The sequence below is a fragment of the Actinoplanes solisilvae genome (assembly GCF_003999975.1).
GTDB classification, from domain to species: domain Bacteria; phylum Actinomycetota; class Actinomycetes; order Mycobacteriales; family Micromonosporaceae; genus Actinoplanes; species Actinoplanes solisilvae.
In genome coordinates this window covers 91,080-117,811 of record NZ_RJAC01000022.1, presented here as the reverse complement: position 1 = coordinate 117,811, position 26,732 = coordinate 91,080, and the positions used below count along the sequence as shown (strand labels likewise).

26 protein-coding genes are annotated in these 26,732 nt (G+C 70.4%); 11 read left to right on the top strand and 15 right to left on the bottom strand.

The window, feature by feature from the left end; all coding sequences use genetic code 11:
- Nucleotides 1-47 precede the first annotated feature (47 nt).
- Complete coding sequence (locus EER30_RS37280; RefSeq protein WP_205650581.1) at nucleotides 48-2,477, top strand: ATP-binding protein; 2,430 nt, start codon at nucleotides 48-50, stop codon at nucleotides 2,475-2,477.
- Here EER30_RS37280 and EER30_RS37275 read toward each other — a convergent pair.
- The 7 genes from EER30_RS37275 to EER30_RS37245 form a co-directional block, all read right to left on the bottom strand.
- Complete coding sequence (locus tag EER30_RS37275) at nucleotides 2,467-3,039, bottom strand: sigma factor (RefSeq protein WP_205650580.1); 573 nt, start codon at nucleotides 3,037-3,039, stop codon at nucleotides 2,467-2,469. The two genes, EER30_RS37280 and EER30_RS37275, sit on opposite strands and share 11 nt — an antisense overlap.
- A gap of 123 nt (nucleotides 3,040-3,162) precedes the next feature.
- Nucleotides 3,163-3,687, bottom strand: coding sequence for a GNAT family N-acetyltransferase (locus EER30_RS37270; protein ID WP_127505932.1), 525 nt, complete (start codon nucleotides 3,685-3,687; stop codon nucleotides 3,163-3,165).
- Nucleotides 3,688-3,697: 10 nt separating this feature from the next.
- Nucleotides 3,698-4,558 carry a serine hydrolase domain-containing protein gene (locus EER30_RS37265; RefSeq protein WP_164842614.1) on the bottom strand — a complete coding sequence of 287 codons (861 nt, stop codon included), beginning with the start codon at nucleotides 4,556-4,558 and terminating at the stop codon, nucleotides 3,698-3,700.
- 73 nt (nucleotides 4,559-4,631) lie between these two features.
- The gene (locus EER30_RS37260) at nucleotides 4,632-5,504 is read right to left on the bottom strand and encodes a carbohydrate ABC transporter permease (RefSeq protein WP_205650579.1); all 873 of its coding nucleotides are present in this window, start codon (nucleotides 5,502-5,504) and stop codon (nucleotides 4,632-4,634) included.
- A complete protein-coding gene (locus tag EER30_RS37255; RefSeq protein ID WP_127505879.1) occupies nucleotides 5,501-6,460 on the bottom strand; it encodes a carbohydrate ABC transporter permease in 960 nt (319 codons plus the stop codon). Before EER30_RS37255 ends, EER30_RS37260 begins: the two co-directional genes overlap by 4 nt.
- A gap of 2 nt (nucleotides 6,461-6,462) precedes the next feature.
- On the bottom strand, nucleotides 6,463-7,827 hold the full coding sequence (locus tag EER30_RS37250; RefSeq protein WP_127505877.1) for an ABC transporter substrate-binding protein: 1,365 nt from the start codon (nucleotides 7,825-7,827) through the stop codon (nucleotides 6,463-6,465).
- A gap of 158 nt (nucleotides 7,828-7,985) precedes the next feature.
- Entirely contained in the window at nucleotides 7,986-8,198 is a 213-nt protein-coding gene (locus tag EER30_RS37245) for an RNA-binding S4 domain-containing protein (protein WP_127505875.1), read from the bottom strand.
- 80 nt (nucleotides 8,199-8,278) lie between these two features.
- Between EER30_RS37245 and EER30_RS37240 the strand changes: the two genes are divergently transcribed.
- A complete protein-coding gene (locus tag EER30_RS37240; RefSeq protein ID WP_127505873.1) occupies nucleotides 8,279-9,103 on the top strand; it encodes a DUF1775 domain-containing protein in 825 nt (274 codons plus the stop codon).
- 158 nt (nucleotides 9,104-9,261) lie between these two features.
- Here EER30_RS37240 and EER30_RS37235 read toward each other — a convergent pair whose 3' ends face one another.
- A complete protein-coding gene (locus EER30_RS37235) occupies nucleotides 9,262-10,200 on the bottom strand; it encodes an exopolyphosphatase (protein WP_127505871.1) in 939 nt (312 codons plus the stop codon).
- A 194-nt stretch (nucleotides 10,201-10,394) separates the two neighbouring features.
- Between EER30_RS37235 and zwf the strand changes: the two genes are divergently transcribed.
- On the top strand, nucleotides 10,395-11,888 hold the full coding sequence (gene zwf, locus EER30_RS37230; protein ID WP_127505869.1) for a glucose-6-phosphate dehydrogenase: 1,494 nt from the start codon (nucleotides 10,395-10,397) through the stop codon (nucleotides 11,886-11,888).
- Nucleotides 11,889-12,139: 251 nt separating this feature from the next.
- On the opposite strand, the gene EER30_RS37225 is transcribed toward zwf, so the two are convergent.
- Nucleotides 12,140-12,844: an alpha/beta fold hydrolase gene (locus tag EER30_RS37225; protein ID WP_127505867.1), complete on the bottom strand. Its 705-nt coding sequence runs from the start codon at nucleotides 12,842-12,844 to the stop codon at nucleotides 12,140-12,142.
- 49 nt (nucleotides 12,845-12,893) lie between these two features.
- Between EER30_RS37225 and EER30_RS37220 the strand changes: the two genes are divergently transcribed.
- Entirely contained in the window at nucleotides 12,894-13,589 is a 696-nt protein-coding gene (locus EER30_RS37220; RefSeq protein ID WP_127505865.1) for a helix-turn-helix transcriptional regulator, read from the top strand.
- Between the two features lie 124 nt (nucleotides 13,590-13,713).
- Here the strand turns inward: EER30_RS37220 and EER30_RS37215 are convergent, their stop codons facing one another.
- The gene (locus EER30_RS37215; RefSeq protein WP_127505863.1) at nucleotides 13,714-14,184 is read right to left on the bottom strand and encodes a peroxiredoxin; all 471 of its coding nucleotides are present in this window, start codon (nucleotides 14,182-14,184) and stop codon (nucleotides 13,714-13,716) included.
- Between the two features lie 134 nt (nucleotides 14,185-14,318).
- On the opposite strand from EER30_RS37215, the gene EER30_RS37210 reads away from it, so the two are divergent.
- Nucleotides 14,319-14,651 (top strand): STAS domain-containing protein, encoded by a 333-nt coding sequence (locus EER30_RS37210; RefSeq protein ID WP_127505861.1) that lies wholly within the window; start codon nucleotides 14,319-14,321, stop codon nucleotides 14,649-14,651.
- 13 nt (nucleotides 14,652-14,664) lie between these two features.
- Here EER30_RS37210 and EER30_RS37205 read toward each other — a convergent pair whose 3' ends face one another.
- The gene (locus EER30_RS37205) at nucleotides 14,665-15,360 is read right to left on the bottom strand and encodes a TetR/AcrR family transcriptional regulator (protein ID WP_127505859.1); all 696 of its coding nucleotides are present in this window, start codon (nucleotides 15,358-15,360) and stop codon (nucleotides 14,665-14,667) included.
- A gap of 92 nt (nucleotides 15,361-15,452) precedes the next feature.
- Between EER30_RS37205 and EER30_RS37200 the strand changes: the two genes are divergently transcribed.
- A complete protein-coding gene (locus tag EER30_RS37200) occupies nucleotides 15,453-16,973 on the top strand; it encodes an MFS transporter (protein ID WP_349290907.1) in 1,521 nt (506 codons plus the stop codon).
- 91 nt (nucleotides 16,974-17,064) lie between these two features.
- On the opposite strand, the gene EER30_RS37195 is transcribed toward EER30_RS37200, so the two are convergent.
- From EER30_RS37195 to EER30_RS37185, 3 genes are all read right to left on the bottom strand, one after another.
- Nucleotides 17,065-19,056 (bottom strand): PPC domain-containing protein, encoded by a 1,992-nt coding sequence (locus EER30_RS37195; RefSeq protein ID WP_127505857.1) that lies wholly within the window; start codon nucleotides 19,054-19,056, stop codon nucleotides 17,065-17,067.
- A gap of 134 nt (nucleotides 19,057-19,190) precedes the next feature.
- Nucleotides 19,191-19,853, bottom strand: coding sequence for a response regulator (locus EER30_RS37190; RefSeq protein WP_127505855.1), 663 nt, complete (start codon nucleotides 19,851-19,853; stop codon nucleotides 19,191-19,193).
- Nucleotides 19,850-21,007, bottom strand: coding sequence for a sensor histidine kinase (locus tag EER30_RS37185; RefSeq protein ID WP_127505853.1), 1,158 nt, complete (start codon nucleotides 21,005-21,007; stop codon nucleotides 19,850-19,852). Before EER30_RS37185 ends, EER30_RS37190 begins: the two co-directional genes overlap by 4 nt.
- A gap of 192 nt (nucleotides 21,008-21,199) precedes the next feature.
- Here EER30_RS37185 and EER30_RS37180 point away from each other — a divergent pair, with 192 nt between their 5' ends.
- From EER30_RS37180 to EER30_RS37170, 3 genes are read left to right on the top strand one after another with little or no spacing between them, the layout of a single operon-like run.
- On the top strand, nucleotides 21,200-21,544 hold the full coding sequence (locus EER30_RS37180; RefSeq protein ID WP_127505851.1) for a DUF6223 family protein: 345 nt from the start codon (nucleotides 21,200-21,202) through the stop codon (nucleotides 21,542-21,544).
- A gap of 19 nt (nucleotides 21,545-21,563) precedes the next feature.
- Complete coding sequence (locus EER30_RS37175) at nucleotides 21,564-22,358, top strand: metalloregulator ArsR/SmtB family transcription factor (RefSeq protein WP_127505850.1); 795 nt, start codon at nucleotides 21,564-21,566, stop codon at nucleotides 22,356-22,358.
- Complete coding sequence (locus EER30_RS37170; protein WP_127505848.1) at nucleotides 22,355-22,738, top strand: VOC family protein; 384 nt, start codon at nucleotides 22,355-22,357, stop codon at nucleotides 22,736-22,738. The genes EER30_RS37175 and EER30_RS37170 overlap by 4 nt, the downstream gene beginning before the upstream one ends.
- Before the next feature lie 45 nt (nucleotides 22,739-22,783).
- Here the strand turns inward: EER30_RS37170 and EER30_RS37165 are convergent, their stop codons facing one another.
- Nucleotides 22,784-23,827 (bottom strand): ROK family protein, encoded by a 1,044-nt coding sequence (locus tag EER30_RS37165; protein WP_205650578.1) that lies wholly within the window; start codon nucleotides 23,825-23,827, stop codon nucleotides 22,784-22,786.
- A gap of 115 nt (nucleotides 23,828-23,942) precedes the next feature.
- Between EER30_RS37165 and EER30_RS37160 the strand changes: the two genes are divergently transcribed.
- Both EER30_RS37160 and EER30_RS37155 read left to right on the top strand, forming a co-directional pair.
- Nucleotides 23,943-25,460 carry a DUF1800 domain-containing protein gene (locus tag EER30_RS37160; RefSeq protein WP_127505844.1) on the top strand — a complete coding sequence of 506 codons (1,518 nt, stop codon included), beginning with the start codon at nucleotides 23,943-23,945 and terminating at the stop codon, nucleotides 25,458-25,460.
- On the top strand, nucleotides 25,457-26,695 hold the full coding sequence (locus tag EER30_RS37155; protein WP_240670544.1) for a DUF1501 domain-containing protein: 1,239 nt from the start codon (nucleotides 25,457-25,459) through the stop codon (nucleotides 26,693-26,695). Before EER30_RS37160 ends, EER30_RS37155 begins: the two co-directional genes overlap by 4 nt.
- Nucleotides 26,696-26,732 lie beyond the last annotated feature (37 nt).

Here is a 26,732-nt window from a genome sequence, read left to right as displayed (position 1 = left end):
GCGTCCTGCCTGGTCAGGCGTTGTAGGCTGCGGCCGGAGGGCGACGCTTGACGACACGATTGCGCGGCCGCGGGCCGGAGTGCGAACGGCTGGACCGGCTCGTCGCGACGATGAAGAACGGCCACAGCGCGGTCCTGGTGCTGCGGGGCGACGCCGGCATCGGCAAGACCGCCCTGCTCGAGTATGTGCGGGAGGAAGCCGGCACCGCGAGGGTCGCGCGGGCGGCCGGCGCCGAGTCCGAGATGGAGCTCGCGTTCGGCGGCCTGCACCAGCTCTGCGCCCCCTTCCTCGACCGGCTCGACCGCCTGCCCGCACCTCAGCGTGAGGCCCTCGAAACCGCGTTCGGCCTGAGCGCGGGCACCCCGCCCGACCGTTTCCTGGTCGGCCTCGCGGTGCTCAGCCTGCTGTCCGCCGTGGCCGAGGAGAAGCCACTGCTCTGCCTGGTCGACGACGCACAGTGGCTCGACCGGGTCTCGTCCCAGACGCTCACTTTCGTGGCGCGGCGGCTGCTCGCCGAGCCGATCGGCCTGGTGCTGGCGACCCGCGAGCCCGAGCTGACCGAGCTGCCACAGCTCGAGGTGGGGCGCCTTGGCGTCGCCGACTCCCGCGCCCTGCTCGACGCGGTGACCCCGGGCCGGCTCGACGAGCGGGTGCGCGACCGGATCGTCGCCGAGACCCAGGGCAACCCCTTGGCCCTGCTCGAGCTGCCCCGCGGCCTGACCCCGGCCGAGCTGGCGGGCGGGTTCGGGCGGCCCGACGCGCGGCCGGTCGCGAGCCAGATCGAGGAGAGCTTCCTGCGCCGGGTGCGAGCGCTGCCCACCGGCACCCAGCTGCTGCTGCTCGTCGCGGCAGCCGAGCCGGTCGGCGACGTGAGCCTGCTGACCCGGGCCGCCGCGCTGCTGGGGATCGACGCGACCGCCGCGGGCCCGGCCGAGTCGGCCGGCCTGATCACGCTGGGCTCCCGGGTCCGGTTCCGCCACCCTCTCGTACGCTCCGCGGCCTATCGGGCGGCCGAGGCGCACGACCGGCAGCGTGTGCACGCCGCTCTGGCCGACGCGACCGACCCGCGAACCGACCCGGACCGCCGGGCCTGGCACCGCGCCAACGCGGCCACCGAGCCCGACGAGGAGGTGGCGGCCGAACTCGAACGCTCGGCCGGCCGGGCCCAGGGTCGCGGCGGGGTGGCCGCGGCGGCGGCGTTCCTCGAACGCGCGGCCGAGCTCACCCCCGACCCGGCCCGGCGCGGCGTGCGACTGCTGGCCGGGGCGCAGGCGAAATATCAGGCCGGCGGCTACGACTCCGCGCACGCGCTGCTCGACGCGGCCGAGCTGGGCCCGCTCGACGAGGAGCAGCGTGCCCGGTCGAGCCTGCTGCGCGGCCGGGTCGTCTTCGCCTCGCGCAGCGCGGGTACGGCCCTGCCGTTGCTGTTGCAGGCGGCCAAGCGCCTCGAACCGCTGGACGCGGGCACGGCCCGGGAGACGTACCGGGACGCTCTCTATGCCGCCCTGACCGCCGGCCGCCTGCCCAGCGGCGCCCAGCTGCCCGAGGTCGCCCGGGCGGCTCGCGGCGCCCCGGCCCGGCCGTTCCCGGGCCGCGAGGACCTGCTGCTCGACGGCCTGGCCGTCATGGTCACCGACGGCTACGCCAAGGGTGTGCCGATGGTGCTGGAGGCCCTCCAGGGCTTCCCGGACGCGCTGGGCTGGCTGCCGCTGGCCTGCCGCATGGGCCACGACGCGTGGGACTTCGCGAGCTGGTCGGTGCTCTCGGCCCGGCTGGTCGGGCTGGCCCGCGAGAGGGGCGCGCTGGCCGTGCTGCCGTCGGCGCTGCTGCTGCGGCTGTCGAACCGGGTCTTCGCGGGCGAGCTCGACGAGGCCGAGTCGCTGGCCGCCGAGGCGGTCACGATCGGCGAGGCGACCGGCAGCCGTTTCTTCGCCCAGTACGGCGCCCTCGTGATCGGTCCGTGGCGGGGCCGGGAGGCCGAGGTCCGCCGGGTCATCGAGCCGATCACGCAGGACCCGGCGCTGCGCGGTGAGGGCAAGGTGCTGACGGCCACGCAATGGGCCAGTGCCGTGCTGCACAACGGGCTCGGGCGCTACGAGGAGGCGTACGTGGCGGCCGAAGGCGGTTGTGAGCACCCGCAGGAACTCGGGCTCTCGACGTGGTCGACGGTGGAGCTGGTCGAGGCGGCGGCGCGCAGTGGCCGGCCGGAGCGCGCGGCGGAGGCAGCCGCGCGGATCACCGAGATGGCCCGGGCCAACGGCACCGACTGGGCGCTGGGCACGGCGGCCGCGGCCCGGGCCCAGGTGAGCCAGGGGGCGACGGCCGACCGGCTGGCCGGCGACGGGCTGACCAACCCGGAGATCGGCGCCCGGCTGTTCATCAGCCCGCACACGGTCGAGTGGCATCTGCGCAAGGTCTTCGCGAAGCTCGGCATCGCCTCCCGCAAGCAGATCCGCGGCACGCTGGCTACCGCCTGAGGGTCGCCGCCAGCAGCTGCTCCAGTTCGCCGAGATCACCCGTACGGGCGGCGGCGTGCACGACGCGCACGAGCCTGCGGTGCACGGCCGGGTCGACGGGGTGGTTCCGGTCGGTGCCGAGCCGCTCGTGGGCGCGCCGCACCAGCTGGCGGGCGCTGTCACCACTGACTCCGAGCACGGCCGAGATCTTCCGGTACGGATAGTCGAAGGCTTTACGCAGCAGGTAGGCGGCCCGTTCGGCGGCGGTCATCTTGGCCAGCATGAGCCGCACGGCGCCGTCGAGCGCGTCGTGCCGCTCGGCCACGGCCGCCGGGTCGGCACCCCGGTCGGCCACGTCGGGCAGCGCGGGCCCGGCCACGTACTCGCGCCTCTTGCGGGCCGACTGCGCGACGTTGATCGCCAGCCGCGCCGTGGTGGTGGCCAGGAACGCCGGCGGGTTGACCACGGCCGAGCGGTCCGACCGCTGCCAGCGCAGCCAGGCCTCCTGAACGACCTCCTGGGCCTCCCCCACGTCCCCGAGCACCCGCACTGCGATGGCCAGCAACCGAGGCTGCGCGGCCACGAATTCTCCCGTTCCAGCCGACAGGGTCACACTCACGGTCCCGGCTCCGATCCCCCCGAGGCATCCCCGCGATACCTCTGAGAGCACCGTCGCCCCGGGACCGCCCCCGGCGCGCCCCGGAAACTACGTGGCCACCACCGTGGTCCGTGGCCCCGGGGCCACGGTCAGGTCGGCGTACATGACGTGCAGGCCCACGCGGCCGTGGACCGGGTGGGCGAAGGCGCCGGGGACCGTCCCGACGACCTCGAAGCCCTCGCGGCGGTAGAGCTCGACGGCGGACTTGTTGCTCTCGGCCACGGCGTTGAACTGCATGCCGGCGTACCCGCGCTGTCTGGCCCAGGCGAGAGCGAAACGGCACAGGGCCGTGCCCACGCCCTGACCGCGGTTGACCGGCGCGACCATGAAGCTGGCCGTGGCCACGTGGGAGCCGGGGCCGGGGCGGTTGGTGCCGACCTTGGCCGTGCCGAGCACGTCGTCGCCGTCGAGGGCGACCACGGTCTCGCCGGGCGGGTGTTCGAGCCAGATCGCGCGGGCGTCGCGCTCGGTCATGGCCGGGTCGTAGGTGAACGTGTCGGCGGCGCGCACGACCGACCGCACGATCTCCCACACCTGCGGCCAGTCGGACTCGGTGAACTGGCGGATCTGCACGAAGCGCACGTTACTCAGTCTCCCCCAGCGTGGTGAGCAGATCGACGGCCGGCTTGTCCATGAGGCGCATGGTGTTGCTGAGGGCCACCACGGCGACGCCCCGGCCGGGTTCGAGGCCGGCGAAGGCACAGGAGCCACCGGTGGCGCCGTTGTGCCAGAGCTGCGAGCGGCCTCCGGGCAGTTGCCGCTCCATCCAGCCGATACTGGCGTCGGTGAGCTGGGCGCGCAGGAACAGGATCAGGTCGGCGGCGGTCGAGCGCAGTCCCCCGGCACCGGCCAGGTCGGCGAGGTTCCACGGCGGGGTCGGCTGGCCGCTGGCCCGGTGGGGCTGCAGCGGCTCCAAGGTCACACCGGTCGAGGTCATGCCGAGCGGGCCGGTCAGCCGCGCGATCAACTCGTCGTACGAGACCCCGGCGCGGCGGGACAGGGCGAGGCCGAGCAGCCCGGCGCCGAAGTTCGAGTAGCGGAACTTCTGGCCCGGAACAGACTTGAGCCGCGTACGGGCCAGCGCGCTGTCCAGGAAGTCAGCGGTGCAGCCGGCGTACGGGTCGGGTTGCAGGGGGTGCAGAAGGGCCTTGAGCAGCATGCCCGTGGGCAGTCGGGGCAGGCCCGACGTGTGCCGGGCCAGGTGCTCGAGGGTGATCGCGACACCACCGCGCTCCTTGCGTGGCAGCAAGGGCTCGTCGAGACCCCCGTCGCGGGCCAGGGCGAGCGCGGTGAAGACCTTGGTGATCGAGCCGATCTCGAACACGGCGTCCGGGTCCCCGGCGATCTCGACCTCATCGCCCCTCAGCGCGGCGACCACCACCTGGTCGCGCGAACCACTCAGCTCGTCCGCCGTCGCCCGCACCCGTTCACCGAGATCACTCATGTGCCCATGATGGCGGTGGCCGGTCCGTGGCATCGGACCGGCCACCATTTCATCGGGGGCGGAGTGAAAGCCTCTACTTCACCGAGCCCAGCGACAGGCCCTGCACCAGCTTGTCCTGGGCCGCGAAGCCGGCCACCAGAACGGGCAGCGAGACCACGAAGGCGGCCGCGCAGAGCTGGGCCAGGAACAGGCCCTGGCTGGTGACGAACGAGGTCAGGAAGACCGGGGCGGTCTCCGCGACCGTTGCGGTGAGCACGCGGGCGAACAACAGCTCGTTCCAGCTGAAGATGAAACAGATCAGCGCGGTCGCGGCGATGCCGGGCATGACAACCGGGGCGATCACCGAGCGCAGCGTCTTGACCAGACCGGCGCCGTCGACCGCGGCCGCCTCGAGCATCTCGACCGGCACCTCGGACAGGAACGAGCGCATCATCCACACCGCGATCGGCAGGTTCATCGAGGTGTAGAAGATGACCAGCAGCCAGATGTTGTCGAGCAGGCCCGCGTTCTGCGCGAACAGATAGAGCGGCAGCAGGCCCGCCACGACCGGCAGCATCTTGGTGGACAGGAAGAAGAAGAGCACGTCGCTCCACTTCTTCACGGGCTTGATGCTCAGCGCGTACGCCGCCGGGATCGCCAGCAGGAGCACCAGGATCGTCGACACGACGCTGGCGGTCAGCGAGTTGAGCAGGGGCGGCCAGGGCGAGGCGCCGCCCGAGAAGAACTCGCGGTAGCCCTCCAGCGTCAGCGGGGCGAAGACGGCCGGCGGGTTCTGCGCCGCGTTGGTCTCGGAGTGGAACGAGGTCAGCACCATCCATAGGACGGGCAACACGAACAGGATGCCGACCACCCAGGCGAGCAGGCTGAGCCAGGCACCGCCGCGGCCGTCCTTCTTCTTGTTGACCGCTTGTTCCTCGACGGCGGCGGGGCGGGCGAGAGTCGTCATCGGCGGGTCTCCTCCTTGACGAGCGACGAGACCGTACGCAGGGCGAACGTCGCGATGATGATGGTGCCGATCACGACCACCACGGCCGCCGCGGAAGCCCGTCCGTAATCGTGGGCCTGGTAGAAGATCTGGTAGATCGTGTACGGCAGGTTGGCCGTGCCCAGGCCGCCGGACGTGATCGTGAAGACCGCGTCGAAGTTCTGCACGATGTAGATCGAGCCGAGCAGCGCGCCCAGCTCGAGGTATTGGCGCAGGTGCGGGAGCGTCATGCTGCGGAAGATCTGCCAGCTGTTGGCGCCGTCGATGCGGGCCGCCTCGATCACGTCGAGCGGGCGGCCCTGCAGCCCGGCCAGCAGGATCAGCATCATGAACGGGGTCCACTGCCACACCAGGGCGAAGATGACCGACCAGAGCGGGGCGTTGCTGATCCAGTCGGGCTGCGGCGGGTTGTCCGAGCCGAACAGGCCCCAGATCCAGGTGAGAGCGCCGTTGAACAGGCCGTACTCGGGATTGTAGAGCGCGTGCTTCCAGATCAGCGCCGCGGCCACCGGGACGACCAGGAACGGCGCGATCATCATGGTGCGTACCGCGCCCCGGCCCCGGAACTTGCGGTCCAGCAGCAGCGCGATGCCGAGTCCGAGCACGACGCTGATCAGCACGACGCCCGCGGTCAGCAGGATCGTGGTCCAGACCGCGTCGCGCATGTTCACGTCGGTGAAGACCCGGGCGAAGTTGTCGAACCCGGCGAAGCCCCGCTCGTCCGGGTAGTACGCGTTCCAGTCCATGAAGGAGATGACCAGCGTGGCCACGAACGGCAGCTGCGTCACGATGATCATGAAGATGAGGGCGGGCAGCAGCGGTGCCCGGCGGGCCCAGGCTGACGCGCGTCGGGCGGCCCCCGGCGTGGGCGGCGGAGTTCCGGTCTTCGTCCCGGACTGTTCGGCGACCGATGTCATGGTCAACCCTCCTCGCGGGACTGGTAGCGCTCGGCGACGTCCTCGGCCAGCCGCTGGCCACGATCGAGCGCCTCGTCGACGCTCATCTGGCCGGCGATCGCCGAGCTGACGTACTGCGAGGCCTGGGTGCCGAGGTCGGTGAACTCGGGGATGTCGATGAACTGGATGCCGATCGCGGGCCGGGGCTGCACCCCGGGATTGCGCGGGTCGGCGCCCTCGATCGCCGCCTTGGTGGGCTCGGCGAACGACGCCGCGACGCCGAGGTAGTCCTGGTTCTCGTACGTCGAGGCGCGCTTGCCGGCCGGGACGCTGGACCAGCCGACCTGCTGGCCGACGAGTTCCTCATACTGCTTGCTGGAGGCCCAGGAAATGAACTTCCAGGCGTTGTCCTTCTGGTCGCTGGCCTGCTGGATGCTCCACGACCACGCGTACAGCCAGCCGGAGCTGTCGGTCTTCACGACCGGCGCCGGCGCGTACCCGATCTTGCCCTTGACCGGGGAGTCGTCGGCCTCGAGGGAACCGGCCGCGCTCGTGGCGTCGTACCACATGGCCACGTTGCCCTGGACGAGGTTGTTCAGGCACTCGGTGAAGCCGGCCTGCGGGGCGCCGTTCTCACCGTGCGCGCGCACCAGGTCGACGTAGAAGTTCACGGCCTGCTTGAACTCGGGCGCGTTCACCTTGGGCGTCCAGTCCTTCTCGAACCACGTGCCGCCGAACGTGTTGACCACGGTGGTCAGCGGGGCGAAGATCTGGCCCCAGCCGGGCTGGCCGCGCAGGCAGATGCCGCGCATGCCGGGCTGCTTGTTGTCGACCTGGGCGGCGATGTCGGCGACCTGCTGCCAGGTCGGCTTGGCCGGCATCTGTACGCCGTTCGCGTCCAGAACGTCCTTGCGGTACATGAGGAACGACGACTCGCCGTAGAAGGGCTCGCCGTAGAGCTTGCCGTCGTCGGCGGTCAGCGACTGCGTCATCGGCGCGAGAATGTCGCCCTGGTCGAAGGCGGTGTCGGCGGCGACGTAGTCGTCGAGCGGCGCGATCCACTTCGACTTGGCGTAGATCGGGATCTCGAAGTTGCTCAGCGAGGCGACGTCGTACTGGCCGGCCTGACTCGAGAACTCCTGGCTGATCTTGTCGCGGACGTCGTTCTCGGGCAGCACCGTGAAGTTCACGTTGATGCCGGTCTGCCTGGTGAAGTTGTCCGCGGTGAGGCGCTGCAGATCGATCATCTGCGGGTTGTTCACCATCAGGACGTTGATGCTGTTCGGTCCTCCGCCGCCCGGCCCACCGCCCCAGCCGGCGCACCCGCTGAGGGCGAGCACGGTCACGGTTGTCGCGGCAAGCACGGCGCGTAAGTGCCTGCGTGGCATCTTGCCTCCCCGACGAGGCGTTTCCTCGGTCCCCGCGGCACTACCCAGTGGTGTGACGCCGGTAACACATCGGCCACCAGTACATGCCTGAGATCGACGCGATGTCAACCGTTCGTCGCTCTCAGTCAGACGAACGGCCATTCGGGAGGTGAATCGTCCTATGTAGAAGCCACGCGGGCGGTCCTTCCGAAGACCTCGACCACGTCGCCCGGGTGCAGCTGGCGGCCCCGGCGGGTGTCCACCTCGCCGTTGACCGACACGTCGCCCGAGGCGATGAGAACCTTGCCCTCCCCACCGGTGTCGATGAGGTCGGCCAGCTTGAGGAACTGACCGAGTCTGATCATGTCGCCGTCGATGGGCACGTCACGCATCCCGCCATCATCCGTGATGGGGTCGGAAAACTTTTCCGGGGGCTTTGAACCTTTGACGGCTGTGATCCGAACTACCAGTCGTGAGGCACTCCAAGCCGGCCCGCCGTGCGGGCCTTCCCGTCGCCGCCGCAGTCCTCGGCGTGCTCGTCGCCGGCCCCGCGCTGGCCGACGTGACGGTGTCGCCGACGAGCGCACCCCAGGGCAGCGGACAGAACGTCACGCTGCGCGTCACGAACGACGGGGACAGACCGGTCCACACGATCAAGCTGACCTTCCCGGGTGACCTGCCGCTGGCCGAGGCCTATCCGCTGTCCGTCGACGACTGGGCGCCGAAGATCGAGATGCGCAAGCTGGCCACCCCGCTGAAGACGCTGCACGGCGAGACCTCGACGACCGAGACCGCCGCGTCGATCACCTGGCTGGCCATGCCGGGCAAGGACCTCGCGCCCGGCCGCAGCACCGACCTGAGCGTGGCCGTCGGGCCGCTGCCGACGCTGAGCTCGATGAAGTTCGACGTGTCGACGACCTACGCCGACGGCAAGCCGGGCAAGGCGATGACGCCGGCCTCGATCGCGCTGACCCCGGACACCACGGGCGGCGCCGCTCAGGGCCACGGGCACGGCGGCGCCGCGGCTCCCCAAGCCGCCGGCTCGGGTGAGGACCAATACTTCGCCCAGGTCGCCTCCGACGCGCAGCGCGGCCCCTCGTTCTGGTCGATCGGCGGCTGGGTCGTGGCCGGTCTGGCCCTGCTCGGCGGCGCGATCGTGATGTTCCGCGGCCGGCACCGCGCCGACGCCGACGAGGACGACGAGCCCGACGACACCCCGGCCGAGGAGCCCAAGGTCGAGGAGAAGGAGCCGGTCACCGCGGGCGGCGGCAACAGCAAGTGGGCCTTCAAGGGCTGAGACTCCCGCGCTGGTGGACGCGGGAACTGTCGTGATGCCGCGCGTGGGGCGCGGAGCACGACCGGCGGGTGGGGTCATTGGGCATGACCCACGACCCGCGGACGAGGGGCGGGGAGGGAGACCTTTCCGCCCCTCGAGATATCTGCCCTCGTTGTTTGTCAGACCGACACCGTACGGGGTGAGCGCAGCGCCTCGACGATCTCGCGCTCGACCCGCTCCGCGTCCTCGTGGGGCACCTGGCACGTGCCGGCCGCGATGTGCCCGCCGCCGCCGTAGCCCAGCATGACCTCGCCGATGTCGACCGGCGACGTGCGGTCGAGGATCGACTTCCCGCAGGCGAACACGGTATTGATCTTCTGGCGGCCCCAGATCGCGTGCACCGACACGCGCGACTCGGGGAACAGGGCGTACACCATGAAGCGGTTCCCCGCGTGGATGATCTCCTCTTCGCGCAGGTCGACCACGACCACGTCGCCGTCGACCCGGCTGACCCGGCGCAACTGGTCGACGAACAGGTCGCGCTGCCCGTGGAACAGTTCGGCCCGCTCGGCCACGTCGGGCAGCTCCAGAATGCGGGCGACGTCGTCGATCTCCAGGCAGGCGTCGATGAGCTGCATCATCAGCTGATAGTTCGAGATGCGGAAATCGCGGAAACGGCCGAGACCCGTACGGCTGTCCATGAGGAAATTGAGCAGCGTCCAGCCCTGCGGGCGCAGAATGTCGTCGAGGGCGTAGTCAGCCGAATCCGCCTGATCCACGGCGCGCATGAGCTCGTCGGAGACCAGCGGGAAACGCTGACGAGCGCCGAAGTGCTCGTAGATGACCCGGGCAGCCGACGGGGCGTCCGGATCGATCACGTGGTTGTTCCGGAGGCCGGCGTTGCGCAAGGTCTCAGAGTGATGATGGTCGAACACCATGTAGGCGCCCGGGGCGTACGGGAGATTGGTGAGGATGTCGTGCTCGTCGACCTTGACCTCCCCGTCCTGAACGTCCTTGGGGTGCACGAACTTGATGTCGTCGATCATGTCGAGGTGGCGCAGCAGCACCGCGCAGACCAAGCCGTCGAAGTCGCTGCGGGTCACGAGCCGGTACTTCACGGGTCCCCCTCGGGTGCACGCCCATCCAACCGCCTCGCCCGCCACCCAAAAACGGGCTGAAGCCTTTGCCCCCCAGTTTGCCACTTTTGTCGGTGTATCCCTGGTCGCATCAGGAGATGGATATGAACCGTTCCGGACCAACTCTGCGTAGTGTCTTCCCGGACGGTCTCGACGGTCGGAGGACACGCAGAACCATGGACAACGCCCCTCAGCTCATTCAGGAGCGCAGCGCCCCACCCGCCACCCTGGTGATCTTCGGCGCCTCGGGCGACCTCACCCGGCGAAAGCTCCTCCCGGCCGTGGAGAGCCTCGCCCGGCACAGTCGCCTGCCCGGCCAGTTCGCCCTGGTCGGCGTCGCTCGCACGCCGATGGCCGACGAGGAGTTCGCGGCCAGCGCGCTCGGCGAGCGCACCCTGCTCGACAAGCCGCAGCTGCAGGGCGGCATCCGCTATGTTTCGGGCGGGTACGACGACCCGGACACGTACAAGCGCCTCGCCGAGACCCTCGATGAGCTCGACGCATCGCGCGGCACGTCCGGAAACCGCCTGTTCTACCTGTCCACCCCGGCCGAGGCCTTCGAACCGGTGATCAACGGGCTGGCCGGTGCGGGGCTCAACCACGCGCGCGAAGGCTCGTTCTCCCGGCTGGTCATCGAGAAGCCGTACGGGCGCGACCTGCCGACGGCACGGGAACTGGACGCGGTGGTGCACGGCGCGTTCGACGAGTCCCAGGTCTTCCGCATCGACCACTACCTGGGCAAAGACACGGTGCAGAACGTGCTGGCGCTCCGATTCGCCAACTCGATCTTCCAGCCGATCTGGGACCGGTCGTGGGTCGACCACGTGCAGATCACGGTGGCCGAGACGCTGGGGGTCGGCACGCGGGGCGGGTTCTACGAGCGCGCGGGAGCGATGCGCGACATCGTGCAGAACCACGTGCTGCAGGTGCTGGCGCTCGCGCTGATGGAGCCGCCCGCCTCGTTCGAAGCTGAGGGGCTGCGCAACGAGAAGGTGAAACTGCTCCAGGCGATCCGGCTTCCTACGAACCGCGACATCGCCGACCTGGCGGTGCGCGGGCAGTACACGCGAGGCGGCACGCGCGACGATCTGATGGCGGGCTACCGCGAAGAAGTCGGGGTGGATCCGCTGTCTCGAACTGAGACGTACGCGGCTATGCGGCTGAACGTCGACAACTGGCGCTGGGCGGGGGTGCCGTTCTACGTCCGTACGGGAAAGAGGCTGCCGGCCCGGGTCACCGAGGTGGCATTGCAGTTCCAGCGGCCGCCGCACCTGCCCATTCCGCAGGACCAGCTGACCGGTCTCGAAGCTGACGCGTTGATTCTTCGCATTCAGCCCAACGAGGGGATCTCGCTGCGGTTCGGGGCCAAGGTGCCGGGGCACTCGTTCCGGGTTCGCACGGCGAGCATGGACTTCTCGTACGAGCAGACGTTCGCCGAGGAGTCTCCTGAGGCGTACGAGCGTCTGCTGCTGGACGCGCTGCTGGGTGACCCTACGCTATTCATCCGTACCGACGAGGTTGAGCAGTGCTGGCGGATTGTCGACCCGATCATCGAGCACTGGGCTCAGGACAACTCTCCTATTCCTACTTATGAGGCTGCTTCGTGGGGGCCCGCCGATGCTGACCGCCTGATCGGGCGTAGTGGGCGGGCCTGGAAGAACAGCCTTTAACTTGCGCTTTGACGGCTGAGGCCGGGTGGAATTTCAAATTCCACCCCGGCCTCAGCCTTGCATCGTGGTCAGTCACGGCCAGGAGTCTGGTTGCGCCCGTCTCTGATTGCATCTCGGGCTGAGTGATCCCCTGGCGGGGCGTAGATCGGCTTCCGCGCTCTGGTTCAGGTGTCTGCGCGTCACCCGGGCGGGCCTGGGTGGTGGGTTGCGCGTTCGCACCGTGCCGGTTCGGGCCGGACGCTTCGCGCCCTTCAAGGGGTTCCGGCCAGCAGCGCATGATTCAGGAAACGCGTGATGGAACCGGCCACTGATCTGTGGTCTTCGAGCATCGGCAGGTGGCCTGTATTCAGCTCGTCCTGCCAAGCGGTGCCTAGGTTCTTCGCGCATTGCCGTTGCAGGGCGATCGGTAGTTCGCGGTCTTTCGTGGTGTGCAGGTAACCGCGTGGGGCGGTCCACTCGCCGGGGGTGGTCCGGTCGCGGTAGAGGTGGGGCGACTCGGGGGTGAAGTCGGTGACGATGTGGTCGGCGACCCGCTCATTCAGGCCGTGGGCGATACCGCGCCTGACCGCCGAGTCGGGCGGGCGGGTTCCGGCAAGGCGCATCGCGGCGTTCAGCAACCAGCGGGTCGGTCGCGGCATCGCCGAGAGGAACGATTCGCCCGGGGACGGGATCACGGCGGTCAGCGCCAGGAAGGCGCTGACCCGATCGGGTGTCTGCCGAACGATCTCTGAGCCGATGACGCCGCCGGAGGAATGCGCGACGATCGCGAAGCGGCCGGGCGGCGCCGAGTCGACGGCCGCCCGGGCATAGTCGGCGAGCCTGGCCCGGTCGTTCGTGGGGCGAACAGCGACCAGGGTCTGCCGGCTCCCGGCGAGATCGCGGCGCACGTCGTCCCAGATCCAGGCGGCGAGACCGGCACCGCTGAGGAACAGAATCGGATCGGCTGAAGGTTTCATGACGACATCGTCGCGGGCGTGAGTGTCACCGGCATGTCACTATTTCCGGGTGAACCGAACCGATCGGCTGTACGCATTGCGGGAGGAACTGCGGCGCGCGGGGGCCTTGGGGCGTTCGGCGGAGCGGCTTGCCGAAATTTTTGAGGTCAGTGTTCGGACGATCAAGCGCGACGTCTCGGCGCTGCAGCACGGGGGCTTTCCGGTGTGGGCGCGGCCGGGACCGGGGGGCGGATATGTCGTCGAGGCGGCGGCGACGATGCCGCCGGTGAACTTCACGGACGCTGAGGTCTCGGGGCTTGCGGCTGCGGTGGCTGCTCACCGGGGGCAGCCCTTCGAGAGTCATGCCCGCGCCGCGCTGGTCAAGATCCTCGGTGTGATGGACGGGCGGGCGCGGGAGCACGCGAACGCGCTGAACGAGCGTGTGTGGATCGACCAGGCCGACGCCCCGGGGGACGCCCGCATCCGGCGCGCGATCGAGCAGGCGTTGCATGAGCAGCGCGTGCTCGTGGTGCACTACCGCTCGAGGGACGACTCACCGACGCGGCGGCACGTCGATCCGGTGCTGCTGGCCCGCACCCGGGGGCACTGGTATCTCGTCGGGCATTGCCGCAGCCGTCAAGCTATTCGCTGGTTCCGGCTTGATCGGGTGGGCGCGGCGCACCTGACGAAGCTGCCGGCCGCACGCATCCCCGTCGAAGCCGTCGGTACGCCGCCCGCCACCGCTGAGGCCGTCGCCGACCTGTGACCGCAGCTTGCTGACGTCGGCGCGGGCCTGCCCCGCCGGCGGACCGACGCCGGCGGAGACCAGTGCCGGTCTCGACGAACTCGCGGAAGAGCATGTAGGCGTGCGGGCGCGGCGTGGCTTCGGGTCAGGCTGCCTTTCGCGCCGCGACGACCTCGAGTGCGCGGGCCGCGTGGTCGTTCATGTTCCTCTCAGAGTGGATTACCTCCAGGACACGGCGGTCGGTGTCGATCACGAAGGTCATACGCTTGGTGCTCAGGGGGCCCAGGGGGAGCTTGCGCTTGACGCCGAGTGCGGAGGCGACGGCGTAGTCGGGGTCGCTGAGCAGGGGGTAGTCGAAGCCGTGTTTGTCGGCGAACTGCTTCTGGCGGGCGGGAAGGTCGCGGCTGATGCCGACCCGCTGGGCGCCGGCCTCGCGGAACTCGGCCGCCAGGTCGCGGAAGTTGCAGGCCTCGGCGGTGCAGCCCGAGCTCAGTGCGGCCGGGTAGAAGAACAGAACCACCGGGCCGTCGGCCAGCAGGGTGCTCAGCCGACGGGGTGCGCCGTCCTGGTCGGGGAGCTCGAAATCATCGACGATGTCACCTGCCTGAATGCTCACGCAAGCAACTTACTGCCCGGTAGACGATTCGGCTATCGGGGGCGGGCTCGCCTAGGGTGAGACCTACCAACCCGTCCGTTCGATCGATGCAGCGCCACCCCCGCCCCCGCTGTCACCACCGAAAGCGACACGCCATGCAGGTCTCGGTCGCGCACCACCCGCCGAACACGGCCGTGCTGGTGCTGCGAGGTTCCCTCGACATCGACACCGCGCCCGCCCTCAAGGCGAACCTTTCCCGGCTCGTCGAACGCCCCTCCCCCAGGGTTGTCGTCGACGTCTCGGGCCTGGACTTCTGCGACTCGATGGGCGTCGGCGTCCTGGTCACCGCCCACGGCCGCGCCACCGAACGCGACGGCTGGGTGCGCCTGGCCGCCCCCTCGGGCTTCCTGCGCCGCCTCTTCGACACGCTGGGTCTGACCGATTACCTCGCCCTGTATTCGGACGTGGAAGCCGCCCTGAAGGATTAGCACTCGCGTCATGTCAGGACGGCGAGGGCGCGCGCCGTGACTCGCTGCTCGGCAGCCAGTGAAGGGCGACAGCGTCGACATCGTCCTGGCTCAGTGCCCGTCCCAGGTCGCCGTGGTCGGGCGACCGGCGGAGGCCGTCGATGAGCAGTTGCAGGTACCGTGCGTAGGCGTCCGGCCGCACCGGATGGCTGTGCAGAGCCACCTCGCTGATCATCATCAGAATCAGCGGCACGTCCGCCGCGGTGACGTCCTCGCGCAGCGAGCCCTCCGCCTGAGCACGCTCGATGAGCCGTGTGATCAACGGGACCATCCGCGTGCCGATCCGCTCGTGGTGCCCCATGGTCCAGCCGCCGCCCAAGGCGAGGTCGCGCAGACCGCGGTCGGCAGCGTGCATCTCGGCGACCTGACGCAGCAGCCCAGTGAGGCCGTCCCAGCCGGTGGGCGCCTCCAACGCGGCCTCGACCGTCGCCGCGAGCTCGTCGAGCCGCTCGTCCAGGGCGGCTTCCACAAGCGCTTCCTTGCTCGGGAAACGCCGGTACACGGTGCCGATGCCGACGCCGGCGTGATGCGCCACGTCGTCAAGCGTCGCGGCGAGACCGCGCGTCGCGAACACGGCGCGGGCAGCCGCGATGATCCGCTCCCGATTTCGTTCGGCGTCGCGGCGCAGCGGCCGGCCGGTGCTCTCAGCAGGCTGATGGGTGCTGGTCATATCCGGAGAGTAACAAGCGGAGGACTGTGCTCCCTTTCTGTGACCTCCCGAACAAACGGAGGCAGGGCCTCAAATCAGCTACTAACGTCGCGATGCGGAGGAACCATCTCCACTTAACTTCGCGAAGGACGACCATGACGACGACGAACCAGGCGCAAATTCCAGCCCGGCAACGGCATCCGGGCCGGTGGTGGGCCCTGGGCGTTTTGGCGCTGGCCCAGCTGATGGTGGTGCTGGACTCGACGATCGTGAACATCGCATTGCCCACCGCTCAGCACGACCTCGGCTTCACCGACTCCGACCGGCAATGGGTGGTCACCGGCTACGCCCTCGCGTTCGGCGGCCTGCTCCTGCTCGGCGGACGGCTGTCGGACTCCTTCGGCCGCAAGAAGATATTCCTGATCGGCCTCGCCGGGTTCGCCCTCGCCTCCGCGCTCGGGGGCGCCGCGAACGGCATCGAGATGCTGATCATCGCCCGCATCCTGCAAGGTGCGTTCGGCGCCGCGCTCGCACCGGCCGCGTTGTCGCTGCTGTCGATCACCTTCACCGACGCCGCCGAACGCGGCAAGGCCTTCGCCGTCTTCGGCGCGATCGCCGGCGCCGGCGGCGCCGTCGGCCTGCTGCTCGGTGGACTGCTGACCGAGTACGCCTCCTGGCGCTGGTGCCTCTACGTGAACCTCGCCTTTGCCGTCCTGGCCGCGCTCGCTGCGGTCTTCAAACTGAGCGACGAGCCCGTGCAGAACCGCAACCGGATGGACTGGCCCGGTGTTGTCACCGCCGTCGCCGGCCTGGCCGCACTGGTCTACGGCCTTGGCAACGCCGAGACCGACGGATGGAGCAACCCGCTGACGTGGGGCTTCATCGTCGCGGGCGTGGTCATCCTGACTTCATTCGTGGCCATTGAGCGCCGCGTCGCGCACCCGCTGATGCCGCTGCGGGTCGTACTCGACCGCAACCGCGGCGGCTCCTACGTGTCGGTCGCGATCGCCGGCGGCGCCATCTTCGGCGTGTTCCTGTTCCTCACCTACTACCTGACCGGCATCCTCAGCTTCACGCCGATCCAGTCCGGCCTGGCCTTCCTTCCCATGATGGCCACGACGGTGATCACCGCGGCCACCATGGGCTCGATATTCACCCCGCGCCTTGGGCCCCGGCCGCTGATCACCGCCGGCGCGCTGCTTGCCGCCGCCGGAATGCTCTTACTCACCCGGCTCGACCTGGACTCCAGCTATCTCACCGGCGTGCTACCCGGCCAGCTCGTCACCGGCTTCGGCATGGGACTGATCTTCGCCCCGGCCCAGAACGCCGCCACCTCAGGCGTGCGGCACCACGACGCCGGCGTCGCCTCCGCAATGATCAACACCGCCCAGCAGATCGGCGGTTCCATCGGCACCGCCCTCCTCAGCTCCTTCGCCGCCTCCGCCGCCACCGGCTATTTGGCCGGTCACGGGGCCGGCCCGCGAACCGCACCGCTCGCGGCCCTCGACAGCTACCACGCTGTCTTCTGGTGGTCTGCCGGCCTCTTCGTCCTCTGCGCCGTCATCGCCGCCGTCACCTTCCGCAGCGGGCCCCTGGAGATCGATCCCGACGCCGCACCTGTCGTCGCTCACTGAGCCCGGCCACCCGCTCCGCGTGAAACCGGCCGGCGGGTGGTGGGGGGAACCACCGCCCGCCGGCCCGGATCGGCTGCGCAACAGTGCTGGTCTAGCTGGTTACGCCGAAGACGATACGGCCCAGGGTGTCCTCGGTGCCTACGAAGCCTTCGGCCGGCAGGAACGCGCTGTCGCCGAAGTCGACGTCGATGTCGTCCGCGGTGCCGCCGATGCCGTCGGGGCCTACGCCGAAGAGCGTGGCGAAGCCCGTGCCGCCCGCGTCCATCAGGTTGGGCAGCGCGTCCTGGTTGTCGGTGTGGAAGTCGCCGAAGAAGTGGCCGGCCTCGTGCGAGATCACGTTGGCCAGGCCCTGGGCGACGAACTTGACGCGGTCGCTGGTCGGGCCCAGGTAGGTGTTGAGCGACGCCGGTGTCGAGCCGGCGGGTGAGCTCAGCACGTCGAGCAGGACCAGGGCCGTCTCCTCGGTCTCGAAGTTGCCGGGGTCGATGCTCTGGGCGATGCCGATCGTGTCGACGCCCGACTCGGCGATGGTGCCGCCGACGACGACGCGGCTGACGTTCGCCTTGCCCCACGGGTCGGCGTTGTCCTTGCTGTTCGCGATCTTGATCTTGAACTTGGGGTTCAGGCCGCTGGCTTCGAGGTCGTGCTTGAGGCTCTCGTTCACCCCGGCGACCACGGCGTCGATCACCGCGTCCTCGTCGGCGCGGGTCAGGCCCCAGCTCGTGAGGAACGCCGCGAACGGCGTGAGGTTGACGTTGCCCGTACCGCCGAAGACCCCGGTGTTGACCCGGGCACCGTCGAAGTCCAGGTAGAGCGTCTGCTGCGGCTTGGCCCCCTGCAGCACGGGGCGATATGCCTCGACCGTGATCTGGTACGCCCCGGAGCCACTGGCCACCCCGATGTAGTGCCAGCCGGCCTTGGTCGCCACGTAGTCGGTGACCGCGTTGCCGCCGCCGGGCAGGGGCGAGTCGAGCGGGTAGATGAACGACGCGTCCTGGAACGAGCCGTGCACCTCGCGCGGCGCGGTGTCGTACACGGTCAGGTAGGTCGCCGAGCCGGTGACCGAGCCGCCGATGATGTCACCGGCGCGCAGCTTGACCGCGAAGAAGTCGCTGTCGACGCCGCCGGAGGTGAGGGTCAGGGTGTACGGGCCCTCGGTGGGCGGCGAGGGGTCGCCGATGCCGCCGCCGCTGCCGGAGTCGAACGGGTCGGCGGGCAGACCGCCGTAGGCCGCGACCGCGAGGTAGTACGTCCCGGCGGTGGTGACGCGGTAGCTGATGCGGCTGTCCAGGCCGGTGAAGTCGTCGTTGACCGCGACCAGCGTGCCGTCGGCCGCGAACAGCTGCAGCACAGTGTCGAGCGGCCCGGTCGGGGTGGCGGTCGAGAGCGTCAGCACCTTGCCGGCCGGTGCGGTCAGCTTGTAGAAGTCGAAGTCGTTGCTGCCGTCGCCGGTCTGCCGGCCGTGCGGGCCGTCGCCGATCTCGGACGTGATGACCGCGCCGTTCTGGGTGCCGGTGCCGATCCCGGTGGCGCCGGCGAGCGGGATGGAGCCGTTGTCCTCGGGCGCCGGCGCGACGGTCGGGGTGCCGACCACCTCGTTGTCCAGGCTGCCGAGGATGCGGATGTTGGGGTACTGGCCCGAGCCGGTGCCGTAACCGGTGACGCGCTGCGCGTTGACCGGGATGTCGTTGCCGCCGTTGGTGCCGGGCAGCTCGTCCTCGTCGACCACGACGGCGGGCTTGGCCGCGGCCGCGTTGACCTTCGCGTCCTTGGCGGCCTTGTCGCGGGTCGCGGTCTTCGCCTTCGCCTGGGCCTTCATGTAGTTCGCCCAGCCCGAGTAGTCCACCTTGGCCGGATCGGCGACCTCGGCCAGGTACGGGTTGGGTCCCTTCGGCTTCGCCCCGTACGGTGCCTTGGGTGCGATGCCGACGCCGGCGGCGAGCGAGGCCTTGTCGGCCGGGCTCAGGTCACCGCCGGACGGCGTGGGCGGAGCGAGTGAGAGCGGATCGGCTTGCGCGGCCCCTGGCGTGATCAGGGCTAGGCCGAGCACCGCCGCGGAGACGGTCGCGATGCTTCGTCGCATCTGGTTTCCCCCTTCAGCTCGTCCGTGGCCCCCCGGCCGCGGACGGCACCAGCGACGTTACTGAAGGAGATCGTCAATATCTACAGATGTCGATCTCTTGTAAAACACGTGTCACCGGGGATGGGCTTCAGGGGTCAGACGCCGCGGGCCGTAACGAGGCCGGACTCGTACGCGATGATGACCAGCTGAGCCCGGTCGCGGGCGTGCAGCTTGGTCATGGCCCGGTTGACGTGCGTCTTGGCGGTCACCGGGCTGATCACCATGCGGACGGCGATCTGGTCGTTCGACAGACCCCGGGCGACCAGGGTCACGGCTTCCCGCTCGCGAGCGGTCAGCCCGGTCAGCGCGGCTCGGGCATCACCGGGTGGGGCCTGGGTGACGTAGCGGTCGATCAGCTTGCGGGTGATCGACGGCGCGAGCAGGGCATCGCCGCGGGCCGCGACGCGCACGGCATGCAGGAAGTCCTCGGGCAGGATGTCCTTCACCAGGAAGCCCGCCGCCCCGGCACGAAGCGCCTCGAAGACGTACTCGTCCAAGCCGTAGTTGGTGAGGACGACGACGTGCACCTCGGTCAGGGCCGGGTCGGCGGTGATGCGCCGGGTGGCCTCGATGCCGTCGACCCGCGGCATCCGCACGTCGAGCAGGGCGACGTCGGGCCGGTGTCGCCGGACCAGCGCCACCCCCTCGTGGCCGTCGCCCGCCTCGGCCACGACCTCGAGGTCGTCCTCGTTGTCGAGCAGGGCCCGGAAGCCGCTGCGGATCAGCGGCTGGTCGTCGACCAGCAGGACCCGGATCACGACGTACGGTCCACGGGGAGCTCGGCGCGCACGGTGAAGCCGCCCTCGCGTCGCGGCTCGGCCCGCAGTTCGCCGCCGAGGGCGGTGACACGTTCCCGCATCCCGAGCAGCCCGACGCCGGGTGTCGGTGGGGACTGCGGGGTGGCGGTGCCGTCATCGTCGACCTTGATGACCACGGCGCCGGGACCATAGGTGACCCGGACCGACGCGGCGCCGGCCCCGGCGTGCCGGGCGATGTTGGTCAGCGACTCCTGCACGATGCGGTAGGCAGTGCGGTCCACCGCGGCCGGGACCTCGGTGCGCTCCCCCTCGATCGTCAAGGACGCATGCAGGCCGCTCGCACCGGCTCGCCGCACCAGGCCGGGCAGGTGGTCGAGGCCGGGCGGCGGGGACCTGTCATCCTCGCGCAGCGCCTCCAGGGTCGCGCGCAGTTCCCGCGCCGCCTCGCGGCCGGCGTCCCGGATGGCCAGCAGGGCCTCGGGGACCGGCTCGCCGCGTTTGTGGGCGACGTGGACGGCGGCCTCGGCCTGAACCTTGATCACGGAGATCTGGTGGGTCAGGGAGTCGTGCAGTTCCCGGGCGATGTGCAGCCGTTCCTCGTCCGCGCGGCGCAGGGCGCTCTCCTCACGGGTGCGCTCGGCCTCGTCGGCGCGGCGTTCGGCCTGACGCAGGGCCTCGCCCGCCGCGGCGGCGGCGATCAGCCAGGCCAGTTCGAGGACGTCGCGGGCCTGAACGAGAGCCTCGCTCACGTCGTCGCGGCCGGAGACCATCACCGCGACGGGCAGCGACACGAGCACGAGCAGACTCGTGACCGCGGTGGCGACCCGGTGCCCGGATCGCATCGCGGAGTACACGGCCACGAGGTAGGCGGTGGCGAACACGGTGAACCCGGCAGCCTGGTAGCCGACCGCGCACAGGCCGGTGACGGCCAGCACCGCGACCGGGGCACGCCGGCGGGCGACCAGCGCGAGCCCGCCGGCCACCAGCAGCACATAGCCGACCAGGCCGGAACCGGACGGCGAACGATGCTCGGACAACCCGGCCGCCACGAGGACCGCCGCCACCCCGGCGGCGACCAGCGCGTCCCGGACGCCGCCCCGCGCACCCCGGACGGCGACCAGCGCGTCCCGGACGCCGACCCGCGCACTCCCCATGAGGGGACCTTAGTCGCACGGACCGTTGAGCGAATCCCGCCGGCGCGGCAGGGCCGGCTGCTGCGTACGCGGTACTTCTTCCGCGGCCTGCGCCGAGCGCGGCAGCGTGAAGTGCCCACGCCGGGACGATGCCCGCCGGGGGCCGGACGACCAGGATCGACGCAGACCAGCCCTCACCACCGAGGAGACGACATGTTGCTGTCCGCCGCGTCGACTGTCGACGCGTCCGCCCTGACCCTCGACCGCGTCGTGGCCACCGCGGCCGCCCTCATCGCCCTGGCCGGTGCCGTCATCGGTGGCCTCGCCCTGGCCCGCCCCACCACCACCGTTTCGCGCAGATCATGGGCCGCGCTGATCGCGGGCCTGGTCGGCGCGCTCGCCGGCCTGGCGATACTGGCCACCGCCGACGGCGGACCGGGGACCGGCAACGGTGTCGTCGGCGGCTACGCGAGCATCCCGCTCGGGCTGATCGCCGCCGTGTCCGGTGGGCTGGCGCTGCGCAGATCCCGGCGTCCGATCGAGTTTCCATCAAAATGATTTGATGTATTGTCGGTGAATGGGGCGAGACCCGAACGTCGCCGACCCGGAACCGCCGGTCTTCCTGCGGGCCGCGGCCCACCCGGTGCGGTGGCGGCTGTTGAACGCGCTCGCCCGCGGCGACCGGCAGGTGCACGAGCTGACCGCACTGGTCGGCGAACAGCAAAGCCTCGTCTCCTACCACCTGGGCCTGCTGCGCAGGGCCGAGCTGGTCCGCACCCGGCGCAGCTCCGCCGACGGGCGCGACATCTACTACCGGCTCGACCTGGCCCGCTGCGGCGAACTGCTGTCCGCGGCGGGGGCAGCGCTGAACCCGGGTCTGCGGCTCGTCCCACCGCCCGATCCACCGCCGACCGATGCGTTCCGGCTCCGACCGGCCACGGCGAGATCCACAAGGGTGCTGTTCCTCTGCACCGGGAACAGTTCGCGATCACAGATGGCCGAGGCGCTGCTGGCCCGGCGGTCCGGCGGCCGGGTGACGACCTTCAGCGCGGGCAGCCGGCCCAAACCGATCCACCCGCACGCGGTGACCACAATGGCCGCATACGGCATCGACCTGAGTGCGGCGAGGCCGAAGCACCTCGACGAGTTCGCCGGGCAGCACTTCGGCTGGGTGATCACGTTGTGCGATCGGATCCGGGAGGTCTGCCCCGACTTCCCCGGCGGCCCGACGGCCGCGCACTGGAGCATCCCCGACCCGGCCGCCGACCCTGACGGCTTGCCGGCGTTCGACCGCGTCGCCGCCGACATCGCCGGACGCGTCGATTTCCTGTCGCACACCATCGCCACCGAACCCGCAAGGGAGGCGTCATGACCGACAACACCGTGCACGTGCGTTATCTCGTCGACGACGTACAGGCCGCGATCGACTTCTACACCACCAACCTCGGCTTCGAGCTGAACACCAACTACTCGCCGGCGTTCGCCGATGTGCTCCGCGGGAACCTGCGGTTGCTGCTCTCGGGCCCGGCCAGCTCGGCGGGCCGGTCGATGCCCGACGGGCGCACGCCACATCCGGGCGGCTGGAACCGCATTCACCTGCTGGTCGACGACATCGAGACCGAGGTCGACCGGCTGCGCGCGGCGGGCGTGGTATTCCGCAGCGAGGTGATCACCGGCCCCGGTGGCCGGCAGATCGTCCTCGACGACCCGGCCGGCAACCCGGTCGAGCTGTTCCAGCCGGCCGGCGGCTGAACGTCAGGCCGGCGCTTGATGGCCGGGCCTGCGCCCGCGGCGAGGTCAGGCGTTCTGTACGGCTTCCAGCGCGGCGACGGCGGCGCCGCGCGCGCCGGCCATGTCGAGGTCGGCGACCAGGGCGAAGGTGGCCGCGGCCTGCTGCTCGGCGCGTAGCTGCGTGCTCTCGCGAACGGTGTTGAGGAACCACTGGCGGAATTTGGGGTCGGCTTCGACCACGCCGCCGCCGAGCAGGTAGGCGTCGGGATCGGTGAAGTTGGCCGCGATGGTGAACAGCTTGCCGATCGCCTTTGCCTGCTGACCGAAGACCGCCAGAGCCAGCGGGTCCTCCTTCTCCCCGTACGATCGCAATTGCTTGGCCGCCTGCGGCAACGGCAAAGCGGCCAGCGGGTGATCGGGGAAGCGCGCGAGCCAGTAGGGCAGCAGGTTCTTCTTGATGCCGGTGAGCGAGGCGATGCTCTCGACGTCACCGGTGAAGCCGCAGTTGCACTCGGGGGCGGGCTGTCCCGGCTCGAGCACGTCGTGCAGCGGGATCTGCACGTGGCCCAGCTCCCCCGCCATGCCGGCGGCGCCGCTGACCACCTTGCCGGCCTCGACCACGCCGCCGCCCAGGCCGGTGCCGACGATCGCGGCTACCGACGACCTGGTCATCGCGTCGGCGCCGAATAGCCGGTGATGCGCGTACAGAGCGGCGGCATTCGCGTCGTTCAAGTAGAAGACCGGCAAACCGATGCGGGCCTCCAAAGCGCTGCGGATGTCGAACCCGTGCCACGAGACCTGGCTGAAGTTCGTCGCGCCCTTCGACGAGATGACGCCGTGCGCGCTGGCCGGGCCGGGGGTGTCGAGCCCGACGGCGCGTACGAGGGTCACCGGGGTGCTGGTCAGCTCGAGGATGTTGTGGAAGGCCGCCGCGAGCTGCTCGATGGCCGACTCGGGACCGTCGGTGACCATGCTCGGGTTTTCGACCAGGTGGTCGACCAGATATCGACCGGTCGCGTCCAGAACCGTGGCGTTGTTGCAGGTGCCGCCGTTGTCGAGACCGACGACGACCCAGGAGGCGGGGGTGCGTACCGATTCAGCCTGATCCACAGGCCTGAGCGTACGTCCGACTTCGTCCCCGCGGTACGGGTGCGGGCGGATTGCGGATCCGTTAGTCACGGTTGCAGCCGCGACGGTGACGGGCTTCCGCGTCGAAGGGCCTGACATGACGACCCGACGCACGATTCTCGCCGCCGGTGCCGCCACCGCTGTCGCCACTGCCGCCGGTGTGGCCGCCGCCGCCCCGGCCGCCGCTGCCGCCACCACCCCGGCTCAGCTACTGCCGGCCGACCCGTTCGCGCACCTGCTGCGCCGCGCCACGTTCGGCCCGACCCCGGCGTCGCTGGCCGAGGTGCGCAAGCTGGGCGTCGAGGGCTGGCTCGACCGGCAGTTCGACGCGTCCTCAATCGACGACGCCGCCTGCGACAAGCTGGTCGCCCGCCTGCCGCTGGCCGGCGCGAGCGTCGCCACCGTCCGGTCGTCGATCGCCAAGAACTCGTACGACGCGTTCAAGCAGCTCGGGCGGGCCGCGGTCGCCCGTGCCGCGTGGAGCAACCGGCAGCTCTTCGAGGTCACGGCCGCGTTCTGGGCCAACCACCTGCACATCGCCGCGCCGTCGAGCCAGGTGTGGGACAGCCGCTCCGACTACGAGACCCAGGTCATCCGCAAGCACGCGTTCGGTCGTTTCGCCGACATGCTCAAGGCGTCGATGAAGCACCCGGCGATGCTCACCTACCTCGACAACCGCTCGTCGACCAAGGCCCACCCCAACGAGAACTACGCGCGTGAGCTGATGGAGCTGCACACGGTCGGCCTGGTCTACAGCGAGCAGGACGTCTACGCGGCGGCCAATCTGCTCACCGGGCTGACGGTCGACAGCACCGGGGCGTACGTCTACGAGGGTGCTCGCCACGTGACCGGCGCGGTGGAGATCCTCGGGTTCAAGCACGCCAACGCGACCGCGGCCGTGGGCGAGTCGGCGTCGCTGGCGTTCGCCGACCACCTGGCCAAGCACCCGGCCACGGCCAAGCGCCTGGCGACCAAGCTGTGCCAGCGGTTCGTGGCCGACGTGGCGCCCGAGTCGCTGGTGACGCGGCTGGCCAAGATCTACCTCGACAACGACACCGCGATCAAGCCCGTGCTGAAGGCTCTGTTCACCTCGCCGGAGTTCGCGGCGGCGGTCGGGCAGAAGTCGCGCACGCCGTTCGAGGACCTGATCGCGACGATCCGTACCCTCGGTCTCGGACCGGAGGCCTCGGGCGTCAAGGCCCTGGACGCGCTCTACAACGGCCTGGTCAACGCGGGCAACGCGCCGTACCGGTGGAGCCCGCCGAACGGTTTCCCCGACGTGGCCGCCGCATGGGCGTCGCCGTCCGGCTTCCTCATGCGCTGCAACAACCACCTCAACCTGGCCGCCGGTTGGTACCCCAGCCAGCTCACCCGCCCCACCGACCTGCTCAAGTCGCTCGTCCCGGCTCTTCCGGGCACGTACGGGGCCCTGGTCGACGCCCTGGCCACGCGCCTGATCGGGGCGAAGCTGCCAGCCGGGCACACCGCCGCGGTGCTCAGCGTCGCGGGCAAGCTGCCGACCAGTCCTCTGACCGCATCCGACAAGTCGCTCGCCGGCCACGCGCCGTACCTGATCGCGCTGGTCCTCGACGCGCCGTCATTCCAGTTGAGGTGAGATCGTTGTTCGACTGCGGCGAAAAGCACATCAGCCGCCGGGGCCTGCTCGGCGCGGCCGGGCTCGCCGGGCTCGCCGGGGCGGGAGTGTCGACACAGCTCGCGTACGCCGCTCCCGGCTACACCGGCGACACGCTCGTCGTCCTGTCGCTGCACGGCGGCTTCGACGGGCTCTCGGCGCTGGCCCCGATCGGCGACCCCGACTACTACAAGGCGCGCCCGGCCATCGGCGTGCCCAAGGCGCAGGTGATCGCCGGGGACGGCAGCTTCGGGCTGCACCCGGCGCTCGCCCCGCTGCTGCCGCTGTGGAAGAGCGGCCGGCTGGCGGGCGTGCACGCGGTCGGGCAGGCGAATCAGACGCGCTCGCACTTCGCGGCGATGGAGGCGATGGAGAACGCGGCGCCCGGCACGTCGACCCGTACGGGATGGCTGGGAAGGATGTTGGGCGAGACCGGGGCGACCGGCGCGCTCGCGGGAGTCTCGGTCGGCGGCGCCATGCCCGACCGGCTCCTCGCAGGACCCGCGGCGTCGGTCTCGATGGCCTCCATCGACAAATTCACGCTGGCCGGTGACTCGGACAAACGCCCCCGGGCGGCGGCGTTGCGCGCCATGTACGCCGACGCTCCCCCGATGCTGGCCGTACCGGCTCTGGCCGCGGACAAGGCGCTGACCGCCAGCGCGTCCGTCCGCGCGACCCCGTACACCCCGGCGGCGACCTATCCCGAGACCGAACTGGGCGCTGCTCTGCGCGACGTCGCACGGCTGATCAAGGCCAAGGTGGGGCTGGCGACCGCGGCCGTCGACTGCGGCGACTGGGACATGCACCAGGGTCTCGGCACGGCGGTCAAGGGCCAGCGCATGTACGACAACCTGAGCGAGCTGGCCACGGCCCTGGCGGCGTTCGCGGCCGACCTCGGACCGGAGGCCATGAACTCGGTGACGCTGCTGACGATCAGCGAGTTCGGGCGGCGGGTGCGCGAGAACGGCTCGCGCGGCGCCGACCACGGCTACGGCAACGCGATGCTGCTGCTCGGCGGCGGGGTCAAGGGCGGCAAGGTATACGCCAAGTGGCCCGGCCTGGCCCCGTCGGCGCTGGTGGCCGGCGATCTCGCGGTGACCACCGACTACCGGGCCGTGATCGGCGAGATCCTGCAGAAGCGCTGCGGTGTCGGCTCGCTGTCCGGAGTCTTCCCGTCGGTCAGCCCATCGACGTTCGGCCTCGTGTCGGCGCGCTGACACTCTGTGTTACGAACCCGTTAACCCGCTGGTGCGG

Bases quoted from the DNA above. Each gene is read 5' to 3' on its own strand.
- EER30_RS37200 (WP_349290907.1), top strand. From the start codon at position 15,453: ATGCGGAGGAACCATCTCCACTTAACTTCGCGAAGGACGACCATGACG.
- EER30_RS37265 (WP_164842614.1), bottom strand. From the start codon at position 4,558: ATGAGTGATCTCGGTGAACGGGTGCGGGCGACGGCGGACGAGCTGAGT.
- EER30_RS37250 (WP_127505877.1), bottom strand. From the start codon at position 7,827: ATGCCACGCAGGCACTTACGCGCCGTGCTTGCCGCGACAACCGTGACC.
- EER30_RS37210 (WP_127505861.1), top strand. From the start codon at position 14,319: ATGCAGGTCTCGGTCGCGCACCACCCGCCGAACACGGCCGTGCTGGTG.
- EER30_RS37160 (WP_127505844.1), top strand. From the start codon at position 23,943: ATGACGACCCGACGCACGATTCTCGCCGCCGGTGCCGCCACCGCTGTC.
- EER30_RS37185 (WP_127505853.1), bottom strand. From the start codon at position 21,007: ATGGGGAGTGCGCGGGTCGGCGTCCGGGACGCGCTGGTCGCCGTCCGG.
- EER30_RS37195 (WP_127505857.1), bottom strand. From the start codon at position 19,056: ATGCGACGAAGCATCGCGACCGTCTCCGCGGCGGTGCTCGGCCTAGCC.
- EER30_RS37225 (WP_127505867.1), bottom strand. From the start codon at position 12,844: ATGAAACCTTCAGCCGATCCGATTCTGTTCCTCAGCGGTGCCGGTCTC.
- EER30_RS37245 (WP_127505875.1), bottom strand. From the start codon at position 8,198: ATGCGTGACGTGCCCATCGACGGCGACATGATCAGACTCGGTCAGTTC.
- zwf (WP_127505869.1), top strand. From the start codon at position 10,395: ATGGACAACGCCCCTCAGCTCATTCAGGAGCGCAGCGCCCCACCCGCC.
- EER30_RS37175 (WP_127505850.1), top strand. From the start codon at position 21,564: ATGGGGCGAGACCCGAACGTCGCCGACCCGGAACCGCCGGTCTTCCTG.
- EER30_RS37205 (WP_127505859.1), bottom strand. From the start codon at position 15,360: ATGACCAGCACCCATCAGCCTGCTGAGAGCACCGGCCGGCCGCTGCGC.
- EER30_RS37170 (WP_127505848.1), top strand. From the start codon at position 22,355: ATGACCGACAACACCGTGCACGTGCGTTATCTCGTCGACGACGTACAG.
- EER30_RS37255 (WP_127505879.1), bottom strand. From the start codon at position 6,460: ATGACATCGGTCGCCGAACAGTCCGGGACGAAGACCGGAACTCCGCCG.
- EER30_RS37180 (WP_127505851.1), top strand. From the start codon at position 21,200: ATGTTGCTGTCCGCCGCGTCGACTGTCGACGCGTCCGCCCTGACCCTC.
- EER30_RS37260 (WP_205650579.1), bottom strand. From the start codon at position 5,504: ATGACGACTCTCGCCCGCCCCGCCGCCGTCGAGGAACAAGCGGTCAAC.